The sequence below is a fragment of the Streptomyces sp. TG1A-60 genome (genome assembly GCF_037201975.1).
GTDB lineage: Bacteria > Actinomycetota > Actinomycetes > Streptomycetales > Streptomycetaceae > Streptomyces.
In genome coordinates, this window is the sequence record NZ_CP147520.1 from 6,347,425 (window position 1) to 6,366,137 (window position 18,713).

13 protein-coding genes and 1 pseudogene are annotated in these 18,713 nt (G+C 71.1%); 7 read left to right on the plus strand and 7 right to left on the minus strand.

What is annotated here, in order from left to right:
- Window positions 1-202: 202 nt before the first annotated feature.
- The gene (locus WBG99_RS27635) at window positions 203-1,204 is read left to right on the plus strand and encodes a TerC family protein (RefSeq protein WP_338898894.1); all 1,002 of its coding nucleotides are present in this window, start codon (window positions 203-205) and stop codon (window positions 1,202-1,204) included.
- Window positions 1,205-1,632: 428 nt separating this feature from the next.
- Here WBG99_RS27635 and WBG99_RS27640 read toward each other — a convergent pair.
- Both WBG99_RS27640 and WBG99_RS27645 read right to left on the minus strand, forming a co-directional pair.
- Window positions 1,633-2,144 (minus strand): annotated as a pseudogene (locus WBG99_RS27640) (MFS transporter); the annotation flags it as partial.
- Between the two features lie 177 nt (window positions 2,145-2,321).
- A complete protein-coding gene (locus WBG99_RS27645; RefSeq protein ID WP_338898895.1) occupies window positions 2,322-3,368 on the minus strand; it encodes a S66 peptidase family protein in 1,047 nt (348 codons plus the stop codon).
- Window positions 3,369-3,469: 101 nt separating this feature from the next.
- Between WBG99_RS27645 and aroQ the strand changes: the two genes are divergently transcribed.
- Window positions 3,470-3,943, plus strand: a complete 474-nt coding sequence (aroQ, locus tag WBG99_RS27650; protein ID WP_338898896.1) for a type II 3-dehydroquinate dehydratase — start codon at window positions 3,470-3,472, stop codon at window positions 3,941-3,943.
- 353 nt (window positions 3,944-4,296) lie between these two features.
- Here the strand turns inward: aroQ and WBG99_RS27655 are convergent, their stop codons facing one another.
- Window positions 4,297-4,953, minus strand: a complete 657-nt coding sequence (locus WBG99_RS27655) for an MBL fold metallo-hydrolase (RefSeq protein WP_338898897.1) — start codon at window positions 4,951-4,953, stop codon at window positions 4,297-4,299.
- Window positions 4,954-4,962: 9 nt separating this feature from the next.
- Entirely contained in the window at window positions 4,963-5,691 is a 729-nt protein-coding gene (locus WBG99_RS27660; protein ID WP_338898898.1) for a maleylpyruvate isomerase family mycothiol-dependent enzyme, read from the minus strand.
- A gap of 223 nt (window positions 5,692-5,914) precedes the next feature.
- On the opposite strand from WBG99_RS27660, the gene uvrA reads away from it, so the two are divergent.
- The gene (uvrA, locus tag WBG99_RS27665; protein ID WP_338898899.1) at window positions 5,915-8,944 is read left to right on the plus strand and encodes an excinuclease ABC subunit UvrA; all 3,030 of its coding nucleotides are present in this window, start codon (window positions 5,915-5,917) and stop codon (window positions 8,942-8,944) included.
- 321 nt (window positions 8,945-9,265) lie between these two features.
- Here the strand turns inward: uvrA and WBG99_RS27670 are convergent, their stop codons facing one another.
- From WBG99_RS27670 to WBG99_RS27680, 3 genes are all read right to left on the minus strand, one after another.
- The gene (locus tag WBG99_RS27670; RefSeq protein ID WP_338898900.1) at window positions 9,266-10,180 is read right to left on the minus strand and encodes a carbohydrate kinase; all 915 of its coding nucleotides are present in this window, start codon (window positions 10,178-10,180) and stop codon (window positions 9,266-9,268) included.
- A 117-nt stretch (window positions 10,181-10,297) separates the two neighbouring features.
- Window positions 10,298-11,263, minus strand: a complete 966-nt coding sequence (locus WBG99_RS27675; protein WP_338898901.1) for a hypothetical protein — start codon at window positions 11,261-11,263, stop codon at window positions 10,298-10,300.
- Between the two features lie 213 nt (window positions 11,264-11,476).
- The gene (locus WBG99_RS27680; protein WP_338898902.1) at window positions 11,477-11,854 is read right to left on the minus strand and encodes a response regulator transcription factor; all 378 of its coding nucleotides are present in this window, start codon (window positions 11,852-11,854) and stop codon (window positions 11,477-11,479) included.
- Window positions 11,855-12,058: 204 nt separating this feature from the next.
- Here WBG99_RS27680 and WBG99_RS27685 point away from each other — a divergent pair, with 204 nt between their 5' ends.
- The 4 genes from WBG99_RS27685 (at window position 12,059) to WBG99_RS27700 (ending at window position 18,639) form a co-directional block, all read left to right on the plus strand.
- Entirely contained in the window at window positions 12,059-13,444 is a 1,386-nt protein-coding gene (locus WBG99_RS27685; protein ID WP_338898903.1) for a sugar ABC transporter substrate-binding protein, read from the plus strand.
- The gene (locus WBG99_RS27690; RefSeq protein ID WP_338898904.1) at window positions 13,441-14,979 is read left to right on the plus strand and encodes an extracellular solute-binding protein; all 1,539 of its coding nucleotides are present in this window, start codon (window positions 13,441-13,443) and stop codon (window positions 14,977-14,979) included. The genes WBG99_RS27685 and WBG99_RS27690 overlap by 4 nt, the downstream gene beginning before the upstream one ends.
- Window positions 14,901-17,657 (plus strand): nitrate- and nitrite sensing domain-containing protein, encoded by a 2,757-nt coding sequence (locus WBG99_RS27695; RefSeq protein ID WP_338898905.1) that lies wholly within the window; start codon window positions 14,901-14,903, stop codon window positions 17,655-17,657. The genes WBG99_RS27690 and WBG99_RS27695 overlap by 79 nt, the downstream gene beginning before the upstream one ends.
- Window positions 17,658-17,967: 310 nt before the next feature.
- A complete protein-coding gene (locus WBG99_RS27700) occupies window positions 17,968-18,639 on the plus strand; it encodes a response regulator transcription factor (protein WP_338898906.1) in 672 nt (223 codons plus the stop codon).
- Window positions 18,640-18,713: the final 74 nt, after the last annotated feature.

The window sequence follows — 18,713 nt, forward strand, 5'->3', positions numbered from 1 at the left end:
AATCTTGGTGATTGGGGTACTCTTTTCGGACGGAGGGGAGTACTCCCTACATGCTGCGGCGCACCCGTCAATACGGATCGATCCGATCCCGGGGCGTCGGCCCGGCGACACCAGGCGGTGTGGAACGCCCTGGAGGACCGGGTGGAAGAGACCTCCGGCAGCGACGACGCTGAATTTGCCGTTACGTACTGCCGGAGGCGCAGTGGATGTTTCCACGACCCTATGGGTCCTGACAGTTGTGGGCCTTGCCGCCCTCATCGCGGTCGACTTCTTCATCGGCCGCAAGCCACATGACGTGTCCATCAAGGAAGCCGGAATCTGGACGGTCGTCTGGATCGTCCTGGCCGCCCTGTTCGGACTCGGGCTGTTCGTCCTCGCCGGCGGCCAGCCGGCCGGAGAGTTCTTCGCGGGCTTCATCACCGAGAAGTCCCTGAGCGTCGACAACCTCTTCGTCTTCGTCCTGATCATGGCGAAGTTCTCGGTGCCCTCGCAGTACCAGCAGCGGGTGCTGCTGGTCGGTGTGCTCATAGCTCTGGTGCTGCGCGCCATATTCATCGCCGCGGGCGCGGCGATCATCGCCAGCTTCTCCTGGGTCTTCTACATCTTCGGCGCGTTCCTGATCTACACCGCCTGGAAGCTGATCCAGGAGGCCAGGGCGGACGAGCCGGAGGAGGAGTACGAGGAGAACAAGCTCCTCAAGGCCGTCGAGAAGCGCTTCGGTGTCGCCGACCGCTACCACGGCACCAAGCTGTGGATCGAGCAGAACGGCAAGCGCGTCATGACGCCGATGCTGGTCGTGATGCTCGCCATCGGTAGCACGGACATCCTCTTCGCATTGGACTCCATTCCGGCGATCTTCGGCCTGACCCAGGACCCGTACATCGTCTTCACGGCCAACGCGTTCGCGCTCATGGGCCTGCGACAGCTGTACTTCCTCATCGGCGGTCTGCTGAAGAAGCTGGTCCACCTGTCCTACGGTCTGTCCGTGATCCTCGGCTTCATCGGCGTGAAGCTGGTGCTGCACGCCCTGCACGAGTCCGGGGTGCATGTCCCCGAGATCTCCATCCCGGTGTCGCTCGGCGTGATCTGCGCGGTCCTGGTCATCACCACGATCAGCAGCCTGATCGCCTCCAAGAAGCAGGCGGCGGCCGAGGCCGACCAGGAGAAGGACGAAGACGCCGAGAAGGACAGCGTCGAGGCCTGACGGAGGCCGATACCGCAAGCACATCACTGATGGGTCGGGGCCCCGCACGACCGGAGACGCGGATCACCGCGTCGACCCGGAGTGCGAGGCTCCTTCCACGTCTGGCAGGCTCACCGCCTGCTCGCTCGACTCCGGTCGCCGGTGACGTGACGGACTGCCGTCGTCCCGGTGACCGCGGTGGTCCTGCGCGCTCCCACCTGGAGTCGCGATCTGCCCGGCGTGGCCGGCGTGATCACCGAGGCCGACCACGCCGAGGCGCCGTCGGCGCGCACCTCCGGGAACAGCGTCGGACTGCTGGGCCTTTGCGCTCGCCGATGTGGTCGGCCTCGCCGAGGGAGTCTCGCCCACCATCGAGTCCGGCGTCGGGGCGGCCCGGCCTGCCGCACACCGTCGTCGGTGTGATCATCGCGCTGCTCGTGCTGCTGCCCGAGCATGGGGAACATCCACAGCGCGGCGGCGGCGCAGCCCGTCAGACACATCGGGCGCCGCCCGTACCGGTCGCCGAGGACCGCCACCAGCGGCATCAGGGCGACCCTTCACCCACCACGGGGCCCAGGACGCAGGTCAGCATGACGGTAGTACGGCTCACGCCGAGCCGTTCGGTCCCGTAGGAGAGGGGCCAGGTCGTCACCGAGTAGAAGATCGCGTATCCGATAGAGAGCGCCCCGGCCATCAGCAGGACGAGGCGCCAGTGCCCGCGCACCACCTCGGCGAGCGGCACGCGCGCGTGGTCGTCGATCTCCAGGAACTGGAAGCTCTTCGTGAGCGACGAGCGCAGCCAGAGTGCCGCGACGGCCAGCACGCCCGCCGCCCAGAACGGTACCCGCCATCCCCAGGCGGCGAACTGCGCCTCCGTCAGGCCTGCCGACAGCGCCAGCATCACCCCGTTGGCCAGCAAAAATCCCACGGCGGACCCGACCTGCGGGAAGCCCGACCACAGCCACGCCGCTCGGCGGCGCGTGCTCGTGAGCGAGGCGGTCGCCAGTCGCAGCATGGAGGGCGGTTTCACAGCGCGTGCAGCGCGCATGCCGCGTCAACTGCCCACGGTGACGGGCGGCTACGGAGGCGCGCGGAGGCCCGTTCGACGTCGGTGCGTCCCAGGAGGCGTCAACGCGTCTCAGTAGGTCACGGTGATGCGCCGGGCGGGCCCGTCCACCCGGATCACACCTCCGTAGGGGATGACGAGCTGTGGGTCGGTGTGCCCGAAGTCCACGTCGAAGACGATCATGCTGTCGGGGGCGTACGTCCGCATGGCGCGCAGTACGGCCTCCCGCTGACCGGCCGCGTAACGGGCCGCCTCCTCGGGCGTGTTGGGCCGCTCGAAGGACCAGCTCTTGGGGCGGCCCATCAGCAGCGCGGCGAAGCGCCGGAGCAGGCCGCGCTCGCCCATATTCCGCAGGATGCGGAAGACCTCCTCGCCGCTCGGCAGTTCCTCCGAGGTCTCCAGGAAGAGCACACCGCCGTCGAGGACGGACAGGTCGCGCGGTACCTCGCGGTCGGCCATCAGCAGCCAGCCGAGGATCTCCAGACAGCCGCCCCACGTGCGCCCCTCCACCACACGCTCGGGGTTCACCCAGGTCCATCCGGTGCCGGGCACGGTCTCCGGCTCCGCGTCGAAGGTCGCAGGGTCGGCCCAGTCGCGGTTGACGTCGTTGAAACGCTCGGCGGGGCGCAGCTCGTACGGCCCCGAGGTGAACAGCGCCGCGCGCAGGGAGTCGGCGGTCAGCCGGTCCATGGCGCCGGGCCGGCCCAGCGAGGTCATCACGGTGCCGCCGTGATAGCCCACGACACCGGCGTTGTACAGGAACGCCAGCAGGTTCGTGTTGTCGCTCATGCCGAAGAACGGCTTGGGACGGTCCCGCAGCAACTCCCGGTCGAGCAGCGGCAGCACGCTGATCTGGTCGTCGCCGCCGATGGATGTGAAGACGGCCTTGACGTCCGGGTCGGCGAAGGCCGCGTGGATGTCGTCGGCCCGCTCCCGCGGCGTCGTGCCCATCTTCCGGGTCGTCGGGTACTCGACCGGTTCGAGGCCGTACTCCTCGCGCAGCCGCTCCAGGCCCAGTTCGTAAGGGCGCGGGAACAGCTCCGGCAGACCGGCGGACGGCGATATGACGGCTACGCGATCGCCGGGGGCGGGCTTCGGAGGACACGAGGGGGGTGTCATGTGGGGAGGGTACGGCCTCTCACCGTGCTGTTCACCGTGATAAACCGGGTCCGAGCAGCGGTCCCCGGCGGGCCGCGCACCCCGAACGGACCGGAGGAAACGTGCCCCGCACCCTGGCCAACGCCCCGATCATGATTCTCAACGGCCCCAACCTGAACCTTCTGGGGCAGCGGCAGCCCGAGATCTACGGTTCCGACACGCTCGCCGACGTCGAGGCGCTGTGCGCGAAGGCGGCGGCGGCGCACGGCGGCACGGTGGACTTCCGGCAGTCCAACCACGAGGGCGAACTGGTCGACTGGATCCACGAGGCGCGGCTCAACCACTCCGGCATCGTCATCAACCCCGGTGCCTACTCGCACACCTCCGTGGCCATCCTGGACGCCCTCAACACGTGCGACGGGATGCCCGTGCTGGAGGTCCACATCTCCAACATCCACCGGCGCGAGACGTTCCGGCACCACTCCTATGTCTCCCTGCGCGCCGACGGGGTCATCGCCGGGTGCGGGGTGCAGGGCTATGTGTTCGGCGTGGAGCGGGTCGCCGTGCTGGTGGGTACGGGGAAGGCCGAGGCCTAGCAGCGTCGACTTGCCGGAGCGACACCAGGTCGTTGAGGAGGGGCGGCACCTGTCGGCGTACCGCCTGGGGAGCACGACGTGCCGCAGCGCCTGCCGGTTGGCGGGGCGTGCCGGAGGGCATCGCGGGAGAGTGCGGGCGGGGCCGCCGGCCGAGGGCGGGGATGGAGAGGCCGGCGGCCCGTCCGCGCGGGAGCCGTCATCCCGTGCGGACCTGCCTCCAGTGGACTACGCCACGGGGTGCGACGGGAGCGCGCGCGTGCCACCGGCGCGTGCGTTCGATTCACACGGGGCGCGTGCGAGGTCCGCCGCGCCCGGGGCGGGCGGCTCACCGGCTGCCGTTCGGCGCGGGGGGGTCACCAGCCCCGCGCGTGCCACTCCGGCAGGTGGGGGCGCTCCGCGCCGAGCGTCGTGTCGTCGCCGTGGCCCGGGTAGACCCAGGTCTCGTCGGGCAGCACGTCGAAGATCTTCGTCTCCACGTCGTGGATCAGACGGGCGAACGCCTTCGGGTCCTTGCGGGTGTTGCCCACGCCGCCCGGGAAGAGGCAGTCCCCGGTGAACACATGCGGATGCCCGTGCGGGTCGTCGTAGACCAGGGCGATCGAGCCCGGCGTGTGCCCCACCAGGTGGCGCGCGGTGAGTTCCACGCGCCCCACCCGGATCGTCTCCCCGTCGTCGACGGGGACGTCGGTCGCCACCGGGATGCCCTCGGCGTCGTCCCGGCCCGCGTGCGTACGGGCGCCGGTGGCCGCCACGACCTCGGCGAGCGCCTGCCAGTGGTCGCCGTGCTGATGCGTGGTGACGACGGAGGCGATCCCGTCGTCACCGATCAGGGTGAGCAGGGTGCCGGCGTCGTTCGCGGCGTCGATCAGCAACTGCTCGTCGGTGGCCCGGCAGCGCAGCAGATACGCGTTGTTGTTCATCGGACCGACCGCGACCTTGGAGATCATCAGGTCCGGCAGCTCGTGCACGTCCGCAGGACCGCCGACCTTCACCGCTCCGCTGTACGTCATGGTGGCAGCCTATAGCGGGGGCAGTGACGGGAGCGCCCCTCCTTCGACGCGCAGCGCGCTGCCGTCGCGGCGCCCCGCGAGCCAGCCGAGGAGGTCGGCCCGGCTGCCGCTGACCGTGAGGTCGAGGTGGGGCGGCCGGTAGCCGCTGTCGGGCTGCTCTGCGGTGACGCCCTCGACGGCCCCGGTGGGGATCATGCGCCCGTCGTCCTGCTTGATCAGCAGAGCGGGGACACCAGGGTGGTCGCGGAACCGGTCGGCGAGGAACTTGATCTCGCGCTGGACGAACTCCGCCGGCAGGTCCTCCAGCTCGTATCCGATCCCCAGGTCCACATGGTGCAGCTCCACCTCGATCCAGCGCCGGAACGGCAGCCGGGACGCCGAATCCGTGACCCCGTTGCGGAGCTCGACGGTGCGGGACCAGTCCCCGGTGACCGAGGCGGCGTCCTGAAAGCGGCCCGCGCTGTCGCGTATGTCGGCGAGCTGGGCCTGCAGGGGCCGGGGCGCGTCCCGCTCGATGGCGGCGTCCCGGGCCTCCCCGGAGACGTACATGGGACGCCCTTCGAGGACGTTCACGAGCGCGTCCGCGTTGCGGGCGAGGTGGGCGAGGATGTGACCGCGGGTCCAGCCGGGCAGCCGTGACGGCTCGGTCACAGCTGCGTTGTCCAGTTCGGCTGCTGCGGTGAGCAGCCGGTCCGTCGCTTCCCGTACAGAGGCCAGGTCACGTGCGTGATCCATCATGACGCCGACCCTAGCCCCGCCACACCTTCGGGTTGAGGAATCCGGCCAGACCCACAAATCGAATGCACGTGCTATATGGTCGGGTGCGGCGTCGGGCATGCTGGAAGACCCGGGATTGTTGTGGAACGGGGAAACAGGACCGGTGCTGTCAGTGGCTCCCCCTAGTCTGTGGAAGACGGGGCCCAGGCCCCTGTCACCTCACTCAAGAAAGGTGCGGACCGGCGTGGCCGACCGTCTCATCGTCCGTGGCGCGCGCGAGCACAACCTGAAGAACGTCTCGCTCGACCTGCCACGCGACTCGCTCATCGTCTTCACGGGCCTGTCGGGGTCGGGCAAGTCCTCGCTGGCCTTTGACACGATCTTCGCCGAGGGGCAGCGCCGGTACGTCGAGTCGCTCTCCTCCTACGCCCGCCAGTTCCTCGGGCAGATGGACAAGCCGGACGTCGACTTCATCGAGGGGCTGTCCCCGGCGGTCTCCATCGACCAGAAGTCGACCTCGCGCAACCCGCGCTCGACGGTCGGCACCATCACCGAGGTCTACGACTATCTGCGGCTGCTCTTCGCGCGCATCGGCAAGCCGCACTGTCCCCAGTGCAGCCGCCCGATCTCGCGCCAGTCGCCGCAGGCCATCGTCGACCGCGTGCTGGAGCTGCCGGAGGGAAGCCGCTTCCAGGTGCTGTCCCCGCTGGTGCGGGAGCGCAAGGGTGAGTTCGTCGACCTCTTCGCCGACCTCCAGACCAAGGGGTACAGCCGCGCGCGGGTGGACGGCGAGACCGTCCAGCTCTCCAACCCGCCCACCCTGAAGAAGCAGGAGAAGCACACCGTCGAGGTGGTCGTCGACCGTCTCACGGTGAAGGACTCCGCCAAGCGCCGCCTCACCGACTCCGTGGAGACCGCCCTCGGCCTCTCCGGCGGCATGGTCGTGCTCGACTTCGTCGACCTCCCCGAGGACGACCCCGAGCGCGAGCGGATGTTCTCGGAGCACCTGTACTGCCCGTACGACGACCTGTCCTTCGAGGAGCTGGAGCCCCGCTCCTTCTCCTTCAACTCGCCCTTCGGTGCCTGCCCCGACTGCAGCGGCATCGGCACGCGCATGGAGGTCGACCCCGAGCTGATCGTCCCGGACGAGGACAAGTCGCTCGACGAGGGCGCCATCCACCCCTGGTCGCACGGACACACCAAGGACTATTTCGGCCGCCTCGTCGGAGCCCTCGCCGACGCGCTGGGATTCCGGACCGACATCCCCTTCGCCGGTCTCCCACAGCGCGCGAGGAAGGCGCTGCTGCACGGCCACAAGACACAGATCGAGGTCCGCTACCGCAACCGGTACGGACGTGAGCGCGTGTACACCACGGCCTTCGAGGGCGCGGTGCCCTTCGTGAAGCGGCGGCACAGCGAGGCGGAGAGCGACGCCGGCCGCGAGCGCTTCGAGGGCTATATGCGCGAGGTTCCCTGCCCGACCTGCGAGGGCACGCGTCTGAAGCCGATAGTCCTCGCGGTCACGATCATGGAGAAGTCGATCGCCGAGGTCTCCGCGATGTCCATCAGCGACTGCGCGGACTTCCTGGGCGAGCTGAAGCTCGACGCCCGCGACAAGAAGATCGCCGAGCGGGTGCTGAAGGAGGTCAACGAGCGGCTGCGGTTCCTGGTCGACGTGGGCCTGGACTACCTGTCGCTGAACCGCGCGGCCGGCACGCTCTCCGGCGGTGAGGCACAGCGCATCCGCCTGGCCACCCAGATCGGTTCCGGTCTCGTCGGCGTCCTGTACGTCCTGGACGAGCCCTCCATCGGTCTGCACCAGCGGGACAACCACCGGCTCACCGAGACCCTGGTCCGGCTGCGCGACATGGGCAACACGCTCATCGTCGTCGAGCACGACGAGGACACCATCAAGATGGCCGACTGGATCGTCGACATCGGCCCCGGCGCGGGCGAGCACGGCGGCAAGGTCGTGCACAGCGGCTCCCTGAAGGAACTGCTGGACAATGCCGAGTCGCAGACCGGGCAGTACCTGTCGGGCAGGAAGGCCATCCCGCTGCCCGACATCCGCCGCCCGCTCGACCCGACCCGGCAGCTCACGGTGCACGGTGCCCGGGAGAACAACCTCCAGGACATCGACGTGTCCTTCCCGCTGGGCGTCTTCACGGCCGTCACCGGCGTCTCCGGCTCCGGCAAGTCCACGCTGGTCAACGACATCCTGTACACGCACCTGGCACGCGAGCTGAACGGCGCGAGGAGCGTACCGGGGCGGCACACGCGCGTGGACGGCGACGACCTCGTCGACAAGGTCGTGCACGTCGACCAGTCGCCGATCGGCCGCACCCCCCGGTCCAACCCGGCGACGTACACCGGCGTCTTCGACCACGTCCGCAAGCTGTTCGCCGAGACCACCGAGGCGAAGGTCCGCGGCTATCTGCCCGGCCGCTTCTCCTTCAACGTCAAGGGCGGTCGCTGCGAGAACTGCGCGGGCGACGGCACCATCAAGATCGAGATGAACTTCCTCCCGGACGTCTACGTCCCGTGCGAGGTCTGCCACGGCGCCCGGTACAACCGGGAGACCCTGGAGGTCCACTACAAGGGCAAGTCCATCGCCGATGTGCTGAACATGCCGATCGAGGAGGCGACGGACTTCTTCGAGGCCGTCCCCGCGATCGCCCGCCACCTCAGGACGCTGAAGGACGTCGGCCTCGGCTACGTCCGGCTCGGCCAGTCCGCGACCACCCTGTCCGGCGGCGAGGCCCAGCGCGTCAAGCTCGCCAGCGAGCTGCAGCGCCGCTCCACCGGACGCACGGTCTACGTCCTGGACGAGCCGACCACCGGTCTGCACTTCGAGGACATCAGCAAGCTCCTCAAGGTACTGTCCGGCCTGGTCGACAAGGGCAACACGGTCATCGTCATCGAGCACAACCTCGACGTCATCAAGACCGCCGACTGGGTCGTCGACATGGGTCCCGAGGGCGGCGCCGGCGGTGGCCTCGTCATCGCCGAGGGCACGCCCGAGCAGGTCGCCGGGGTTCCGGCCAGCCACACGGGAAAGTTCCTGCGCGAGATCCTCGGCGCCGACCGCATCAGCGACGCGGCCTCGGTGAAGGCCCCGCGCGGGGCGGCGGCCAGGAAGACGGTCGCCGCCAAGTCGACCGTGAAGAAGACGGCGACGGCCCGGACGGCCAAGAGCCCGGCGACCGGGATGGCGGCGGCCACGGCGAAGAAGGCCGTGCCCGCGAAGAAGACCACGCGGGCACGCAAGGCCTGAGCCACCGGGGGCACCAGGTCGTGCCAACTCCAGCGGGACACGGCGGCCTGTGGGAACTCCCCGCGGGCCGCCACCCGTGCCAGGGGTTTTCACAGCGGCCCCCAGCACCTCGGCAGGCGACGTACGCCCCGTCTCGACGCGGCGAACGTCGCTTGCCGAGGCACTAGTAGTGCTCCGTTAGGTGGTGCTGACCTGCGGCGATTCGACGACGCGGTGGAACGGACACGCCCGAGCCACGGTGGTTTCCGCAGGTCGTGACCGAGGGCCTGGCGCCGCCAAGGCCCGGCGCCACTCGGTGGGTCCGCACTTGACGAAGCCCTACTAGAAGTCCTCGCCCACCTCCGCCGCGTACGGCGGTTCCGCGCCCGCGCGGGAGCAGGTGATCGCCGCGGCGCGGGCGGCGAAGCGCAGCAACCGGGTCCAGTCGTCGGCGCCGAGAGCCGCGAGGGCTGCGGCGCAGAGGGTGTCCCGGGCCGACAGACCGTGGAGGAGCGCCGCGTTGACCGTGTCCCCGGCGCCGATGGTGTCGACGACGTCGGTCTTCTCGCCCGGTACGGAGTGCTCCGCGCCGGCGCGGGTGTGGACGGTCAGACCGTCACCGCCGTGGGTGATCACTACGGCCGAGGGGCCGGAGCCCAGCCACTGGCGCGGGGCGCCGCCCAGCCACTCCGCGTCCTCCTCGGAGAGCTTGAGCAACGACACCGAGGGCAGCCAGCTCGTGAATCGGGCCCGGTAGGCGTCCGCGTCGGGGATCAGGCCCGGCCGGATGTTCGGGTCGAGGGCGGTGAACACGCCCTGGGCGGCCGTGGTGTGCAGCAGCTCCTCGTAGGCGCTCGCGCCCGGTTCCAGGACGAGTGAGCAGGTGCCGAAGGACACGGCCCGGGTGCCCTCGGGGAGCCGGGCGGGGGCCTCGAACAGGCGGTCGGCGCTGCCCTCGACGTAGAAGGAGTACCGGGCCGAGCCGCCCTCGCCGATCGAGGCCACCGCGAGAGTCGTGGGCTCGGGGCCGCGCTGTACGGGGGTCACGTCCACGCCCGCGTCGCGCAGGCCGTCCAGCAGGGCCTCGCCGTAGGCGTCGTACGACACCCGGGAGCAGAAGGCGGTGGGGGAGCCGAGGCGGCCGAGTGCGACGGCCGTGTTGTAGGGGCCGCCGCCGCGTGCCGGCCGCAGGTCCACGAGCGGCGCCGCGCCCCGGGGGACCAGGTCGATCAGGGCTTCACCGGCGACGACGATCACAAGGCGGATCCTTTCTCGGGGCTCTCGGCCGGAAAGTATCGCAAACGCGTGCGTACCACGACGGGCGACCACCTTCGTGACCGGCGAGTCACTCCCGGTCCCGGTCGATCCGGCCGCTCACTCCCAGTCCCACCCGATCCCCACGATCCCCGTCCGCACCCGGGGTTCGACGAGGTGGACCGAGCGGTGCAGGCCGCTCAGCGGAAGGGTCTGCCGGTGGCCGCGGGGGGCCGCCGCCGAGTGCTGGCTGAAGCGGTGGCAGCGCACGGGCAGGGCCCGTTCGTCGAAGCGCACCTGGAGGGCGTACTGCCCGCCCGTGGCGCGGAAGCCGCGGACGTACTCGGTGCAGACACCGGCCGTGCCGTCGTCGAAGCCGTAGCGGAAGAGGAACGTGTCGCCGCTGCGCAGCCGGGTGTCGAAGAGGAGTTCGGCGGCCAGGACCCCGGTGTCGTGGTCCCACCGCACCCGCCCCCTGCGGCAGTTCTCCAGGGCGCGGACGGCCATCCGCTCCGGCGCGCAGCCCGGGTCGCCGTGGTGGACGGCCACGTAGCGGTCCACTCCGTCCCGGTGGGCGCGCACGATGTGCTGGGACTCGCGGCCCAGCAACTCCCGGGACGCGCCGACGCGGACCCGCTCGTGGTGCCCGATGGTGTGCACCCCGCCGTCGAGCGGCACTCCCAGGTCGGTGACAAGCCGTTTCAGGACTCCGGAGGCATCCACCACGGAGCGGTACGAGCGTCCGGCGGGCCTCCCCGGCCCGGTGTGGTCGTCGGCCCGGACGAGCAGCCGGATCAGCGACTCGTCAGGGAGCTGGAGGATCTCCTCCAGGGCCCGCACGGCCCGCAGTGACTCGGGGCGCTGCGGGCGCCGGGCGCCCTGCTGCCAGTAACTGAGGCTGGTGACACCGACCTTGACGCCGTGGCGCGACAGATGGTGCTGTACGCGCTGCAGCGGCAGCCCGCGGGCGGCGATCGCGGCGCGCAGCGCGACATGGAAGGGGCCGCCCCGCAGGACCGACTCCAACTGCGCCGTGGCGACTTCCGTGACCGTCGCGACGTCCGCGTGCTCTGTGACGTGCCGCATGCAGGGGCCTTTCTGTGGAGGAGTGCGCAACGGCCGGTCGGACCGCACGGGCCGACGGGGGCGCCCGTTGGTCGCTCGGGGGCTCTCGGCGGCCGTCCGTCTTCACATCCGTACGACGGCGTTCCTCGCCCCGAGTTCCCCGCATTGAAGCGTGTTGACCAAGTCCCGACAACACCTGGTGCGTGACATGGCCGGACACCGTCGCCGAGATCCTCAATGGGCCGGGGACCCGTGATCCGGCCCCAGGAGGTCCCGCAGCGCCTGTCCCGAGAGCTTCGACTTGTGAAGAAATCCCCGGGCGGGACTGGCGGCGACGAGTTCCCGGATGTCGTCCAGCGGGTGCGTGGAGGTGAGGATGATGACGACGGACGAGGCGGTGCGCGCGAGCCTCGGCGCGAGCTCCAGCCCGCTCTCGCCGTTGAGATCGATGTCCAACAGGACGAGATCCGGGGTCAGTTCCACGGCCCGCGCGAGCGCTTGCGCACCGGTGGAGGCCACCCCGACGACACGTATCCCGTCACGCTCCAGAAGAGTGCGGGCAGCCTCCAGGAACCGGGCACTGTCATCGACGATGAGACAGCGCATGAACATGGTCACAGCATCCCAAGGTGCTCAGGGTCGCACATTCCGGCTAGCCGGAAAGTGTCGCCGCCGCCGCATTCCCGTCAGCCGGAATGTGCTGAAGTCCTCTGCCGGATCAACCGGTTCCCTCTCACCCGGGGAACCGCACACAGCACGAGGAGTACCATGTCGCTGCCCTGGGGGCCGTGCAGTCCGGTCGAGTGGGGGTGTGCGATGAAGACGCCGCGCCGGGACCTCGGAAGAAGTCGTGTCCGCCGTGCCCTGTTCGCGGGCGTGGCGGCCGTCGCCATGCTGTTGGCCGGATGCAGCGGTGTCGGAGACGGCCGGGTGGACGGAGGGGACAAGGCGCCGGGCGACACGACCTGCGACGGGAAGATCGACGGCACCGCCCACATCACCATGTGGTTCCACGCGGGACAGAGCGGTGAGCTGAGTACGCTGCGCAGCCAGGTCAAGGAGTTCAACAAGGCCCAGCGGCAGGTCCGGGTCGAACTGGTCACCCTGCCCGAGCAGCGCCCGTACACCGAACTCGTCCTGTCCGCGGCGGCCAGTGGAGACCTGCCGGACCTGCTCGACTTCGACGGCCCGAACCTCTACAGCTACGCCTGGTCCGGCACGCTCAGGCCGATCGACTCCTGCGTGCCCGCGAAGACCCGCGGCGATCTGCTCCCCTCGATCCGCCGCCAGGGCACGTACGACAAGCGGTTGTGGGGCGTGGGCACCTTCGACTCCGGACTCGGCCTGTACGTACGGCCGTCGGTACTGAAGGAGGCGGGCGTCCGCGTCCCGAAGGGCATCGACGACGCCTGGACCGCCGACGAGTTGACGAAAATCCTGCGCAAGCTGCGCACGGTGGGCTACGAGGCGCCGCTCGACCTGAACTTCGTCGACTCGGCACGGCCCGACGAGTGGAACACCTACGCCTTCGCCCCGGCGGTGTGGTCCGCGGGCGGCGACCTCATCGACCCCGAGGAGTTCCGCGCGGCCGACGGCTTCCTCAACGGCCCGGAGTCCGTCGGGGCGCTCACCACCCTGCAGAAGTGGGTGCGGGAGGGGTACGTCGACAAGGGCAAGGACAAGAGCGCGTTCGTCAAGGGCCGCAGCCCCATCTCCTGGATGGGGCACTGGAAGTACGGCGAGTTCAGCGAGGCGCACCCCGGTGACGTGGCGATCGTGCCGCTGCCCGACTTCGGCACGGGCACCGTCACCGGCATGGGTTCCTGGCAGTGGGGCATCCCCTCCGGGGACGCCGACGGCGACGCGGTGTGGCGTTTCCTGGAGTACCTGCTGCGGCCGGAGCAGGTGGTCAGGATGAGCCAGGCCAACGGCGCGATCCCGGCGACGGAAGGGGCCGTGAAGCTCTCCCCGCTGTACGACGAGGACGGCGCGGAGCGGCTGTTCATCGAGCAGCTGCGCAGCGGCGTCGCCCGGCCCAGGCCGCAGACACCGGCGTACCCGGCGGTCACCAAGGCATTCGCCGCCGCTGTCGCCGAGATCGTCTTCGCGGGGGCCCCGGCCCGGCGGACGCTCGACCGGGCGGTCGAGACCATCGACCAGGACCTGGCCGCCCATGACGGCTATCCGAAGAGCGGACCATGAGCCGTGCCACCGGACCCCGGCGCGGCACTCCGGGGGCGCCCGGCCGCCCCGGCCCTCCGAGGGCACCCCGCCGTAGGCTGCCGGCACTTCTGCTGTGCACGGCCCTGCTGCTCGGAGGCTGCGACACGGGCGGGGACGGCACCGACAACACCCGGCGGGGCGCCGACGCGACCTGCGACGGGCGGATCGACGCCCCCACGCAGATCACCATGTGGTTCCACACACCGGCGGCGCGCGGCGAACTGGAGGCCGTGCGCGCCCAGGTGAGCGCCTTCAACACGTCCCAGGACGAGGTGCGGGTCCGACTGGTCCGGCTCCCGGAGGGAGACTACGGCGACCTCGTCCGCACGGCGGCCGACGACGGCGAACTGCCCGACCTGCTCGACTTCGACGCCCCGAAGCTGTTCAGCCACGCCTGGGCGGGCGACCTCCGGCCGATCGACTCCTGCGTACCCGAGGCCCTGCGGGCGGACCTGCTCCCCTCCGTCCTCGAACAGGGCACCTACCGGGGCAGGCTGTGGGGCCTCGGCACGTTCGACTCCGGACTCGGCCTGTACGTACGGCCGTCGGTGCTCAGGAAAGCGGGCGTGCGCGTTCCGAAGGGCACCGGCGACGCCTGGACCGCCGAGGAGTTCACCGGCATCCTGAAGAAGCTGCGCGCCCTGGGCTACGAGAGGCCGCTGGACCTCCAGCTGACGTGGGCCGGCACCGAATGGGGAACGTACGGGTTCGCCCCGGCCGTGTGGTCGGCGGGCGGTGACCTGATCGAACGCCCCACCTACCGAACGGCCGACGGAGTGCTCAACGGGCCGCAGTCGGTCAAGGCGCTGACGACGCTGCAGGGCTGGGCGAAGGCGGGATACGTGGACGAGAACAAGGACTTCGACGCCTTCCAGAAGGGCCGGAGCCCCGTGTCCTGGACCGGCCACTGGTGGCTCCGGCGCTACACCGAGGCCCACCCGGACGACGTCGCGCTCGTGCCGCTGCCCGACTTCGGCACGGGCCCCGCCACCGGGATGGGTTCCTGGCAGTGGGGCATCCCCGCGGGAGCGGCCGACGGCGACGCCGTCTGGCGGTTCCTCGCCTTCCTGCTGCGCCCCGACGAGATCCTGCGGCTGACCGACGCCAACGGTGGGATACCCGCCACGGGCACCGCGATCGAACGTACCGAGGCGTTCGCCGACGACGGCCCCGGACGGCTCTACATCGAACAGTTGCGCAACGGGACCGCCCGCCCCCGGCCGCAGACCCCCGCCTACCCGGCGATCACCGAGGCCTTCGCCCGCGCGTTCGAGAAGATCATGCGGGGTGCGGCCGTCAAGCCCGCCCTGGACGAGGCGGTGCGCGCCGTCGACAAAAACCTCGCCGACCACGGCCACTACCCCCGACCGGGCCGTGAGGCCCGGCCGTGCTCCGCCCACCGTCCCGCGACCGAGGCGCCGCCCCGCGCCCGGCCATGGCGAGATTCCGCCGCCGCACGGCGGACGCCGACACCGCCCCGTTCCTGGCCCGGCTTCGCGTCGGCCCCAAGCTGATGCTGCTCGTCCTGCTGCCGGTCACCAGCCTGCTGGCCTTCACGGCCTTCGCCGCCGTCACCCAGTGGGAGGAGGCACGGACCCTGCGCGACTTCGACACCGCGATCCAGGTGTCGTTCGCGACCAGCGAGGTCGCCGGCGCCGTCGCCCGCGAGCGGATCGCCGCGGTCGAGGCCCGGCTGAGCGCCGGGCCAGACACCCCGCGCGGGCAGTCCGAGGCCCAGCGGGCAACTGACGACGCGCTGCGGCGGGCCGTCGAGGGAGCCGTCGACCGGCAGGGGCCCGACGTCGCCGGGGTCCTCGACGCCGTACGCCGGCAACTGCACGCACTCCGGGTCCGGACAGGCACCGGTTCACTCGACGCGCAGACCGTGGCCCGGCGCTACGAGGTCATCGAGAACAAACTCCTCGACGTCGTCGCCGCCCTCGAATCCGGTCGCCCCACCAGGGCCGCGGGCCGTGCCGCCGACGCCCACATCGCGATGCTGCGGGCCATCGCCGCCGCCCAGAGCGAACGGGCGGAACTCGCCATCCTGTTCCACGCACCCGGCGAGGGCCACGCCACCGCGGCGGCGGGCCGCTGGACCGAACTGGAGAAGGCCCAGCTGAGGGCGTTCCGGCAGACCGCCTCCGACGAACTGGACGCCGAACTGCACGCCGCCATCTTCCAGGCCCCCGGACGCGCCGTCCGCAAGGCCCGCGACCTGCTCGCCGACACCGACCCCCGGCCCGCCGACTGGCCCTCGTACGAGCGCTGGCTGACCGACTCCGAGGCCTACGTCGACGCCCTGCACGGAATCCAGGACCGGGCCGCCCGGGATCTCGCCGTCACCGCCGAACGCGATCTGCGCACCGCGCGAACCCGGGCCTTCACCGAACTGGCCGTCTCCCTCGCCGTCCTGGGCCTGGTCACCCTCCTCGCGCTGGCCCTGCGCCGCTCCATCACCCGCCCCCTCGGACAGGTCTCCGAGGGCGCCCGAGCCCTGTCGGACGGCGACCTCTCGTACGACATCCGCTACGCGGGACGCGACGAACTCGGGGACGTCGCCGACACGTTCCGCGAACTGCGGGTGACCAGCGAGCGGCTGGCCGGCGAGATCCGGGCCATGAACACGGCGATCGACGCGGGCCGGCTCGGACACCGGGCCGACGTCGACTCCTTCGACGGCACCTGGGCCCAGCTGCTGGGCGGCATGAACGGCACCATGGCGTCCTTCGCCGCCGCCCACGGCCGGCGCAGACGCGCCGAACGGGAGCTGGAGGGCATCTTCAACCTCTCCCTGGACCTGCTCTGCATCAGCGGCGTCGACGGCTACTTCAAGCGGGTCAACCCGGCCTTCGAACGCACCCTCGGCTACCCGATCGAGACGCTGACCTCCCGGCCGCTGCTGGACTTCGTCCACAAGGAGGACCGGGACAGCACCCGGGAGGCCATCGCCCTGCTGGCGAGCGGCACCGACGTCGCCGAGTTCGAGAACCGGTACGTCCGCGCCGACGGCACCGACCGCTGGCTGCAGTGGAGCGCCCGCTCGGTCCCCGAGGAAGGTCTCGTCTACGCCGCCGCCCGCGACGTCACCGACAGCCGCCTGGCCTCGCTCGAACAGGCCGCGCTGCGCCGGGTCGCCACCGCCGTCGCGCGCGGGGTGCCGCCGTCCGACGTGTTCGCGACGGTGGCGCGGGAGGTGGGGGCCCTGCTGGGCACGGTCGCGGCCGTCCTGCGGTACGAGCCCGACGGCACCGTCACGACCCTCGGCAGCGCGCAGGCGGGGGCCGACGCCGCGCAGGGCGTCCGCATGACGCGCCGTGAGGCTGCCCGGCAGACGATCGACGAGGTGGCCCGGACCCGGTGCGCCGCCCGCTCGGACACCTCCGCGGGCGCCCCCATCATGGTCGACGGCCGGCTGTGGGGAGTCGTCGTGGCGGCCTCGCTCCTCGACCCGCTGCCCGGGGGCACCGAGTCCCGGCTCGCCGACTTCACCGAACTCATCGCCACCGCCATCGCCAACGCCGACAGCCGCGCCCAGCTGACCGCCTCACGCGCGCGCGTGGTGGCCGCCGGAGATGCCTCCCGGCGCCGGATCGAACGCGACCTGCACGACGGCGTCCAGCAGCGCCTGGTCTCCCTCCAACTGGAGCTGCGGATGACGGAGAGCCTGGTGCCGGACCGCTCCTCGGAACTCGCCCGGCAACTGGACCACCTGGGCAAGGGCCTCGACGACACCTTCCAGGACCTGCTCCAGGTGGCCCGCGGCATCCACCCGTCCGTCCTCTCCAAGGGCGGCCTGGGCCCCGCCCTGCGCACGCTGGCCCGCCGCTCCGCCATTCCCGTGGAACTCGACCTCGGCTTCGTAGGCGCCCGCTTCCCGGACCAGGTCGAGGTGGCCGCGTACTACGTCACCTCCGAATGCCTCACCAACGCCGTCAAGCACGCGTGCGCGAGTGTGGTGACCGTGGCGGCGCGGGAGCACGCGGGCCTGCTGGAGCTGGTCATCCGCGACGACGGCGTCGGGGGAGCGGAACCGGACAAGGGTTCGGGGCTGATCGGGCTCATCGACCGGGTGGAGGCGATCGGCGGCCGGTTGACCGTGGCCAGCCCGCCGGGCAGCGGTACGACGCTGAGCGTGCGCCTGCCGGTGGCCCCGCCCACGGCGGCCGGGGACGTGCCGCCGCGCGGCTGACCGCCCGGAGCGTACGCGGTGAGGCCCGTTCAAAGGGGGGAGTGCGGGACTCGGTACGGACGTGCGTTCCGGGCGGTCGGACCGGACGGCGGAGACGGCCGTCCGGCTCTGGGGGCAGGCGGTCGGCCCGCCGTCTCTCGCCGGAGTCGGCCGGTCCACCCGCGGCTGCACTCCTTCGAGCATGGCGCGCACCCGTTCAGGTGTCGTCCCGGCCCTCCCCCAACTAGGCTTCCCGCTAGCCGTAAGACCCGCGTTCCGGCAGGCTGTCGGGACGAACGGGACGGGTCGGGCGAGGGGGAGGCCGAGACCATTGGACGCCGATCAGCATCCGGCGCGCGGACGAGTGGTGCTCGCGGACGACGACGTGCTGCTGCGGGAGGGGCTGGCGAGCCTCTGCGAGCGCGTCGGCTACGAGGTGGCGGGCCAGGCCGGCGACGCCTCCGGGCTCATGGAACTCGTCGAGACCGAGATTCCGGACATCGCGATCGTCGACATCCGGATGCCTCCGACCCAGTCCACCGAGGGACTCAAGGCGGCCGGCACCATCCGGGAGCGGTACCCGTCGGTCGGGATACTGGTCCTGTCGGCGTTCGTCGAGGTCGAGGACGCGCTGGAGCTGCTGGCCGGGGGCCGCAGCATCGGCTATCTGCTCAAGAGCCGGATCACCGTCGTCGACGAGTTCCTGGAGACCCTCGACCGCATCCGCCGGGGCGGCTGCGTCGTCGACCCCTCGCTGGTGCGGGAACTGGTCGCCGCGCAGCGCCGCGACGACCCCCTGTCCATGCTCAGCAACCGGGAGCGCGAGGTGCTGGCGCTCATGGCGGAGGGGCGCTCCAACGCCGGCATCGGCAGACGCCTGTGGGTCACCGAGGGCACGGTCGAGAAGCATGTGCGCAGCATTCTGGGCAAGCTCCGCCTGCCCGGGGAACCGGACGACCACCGCCGGGTCCTGGCCGTGCTGACGTTCCTGGAGACACGCTAGTGCCGCGACAGGCCACGTTCGCCCCGTCGCACTAGACCCCGGCGGGCGCGGCCCCCGTCCACAGGCGCCCCGCG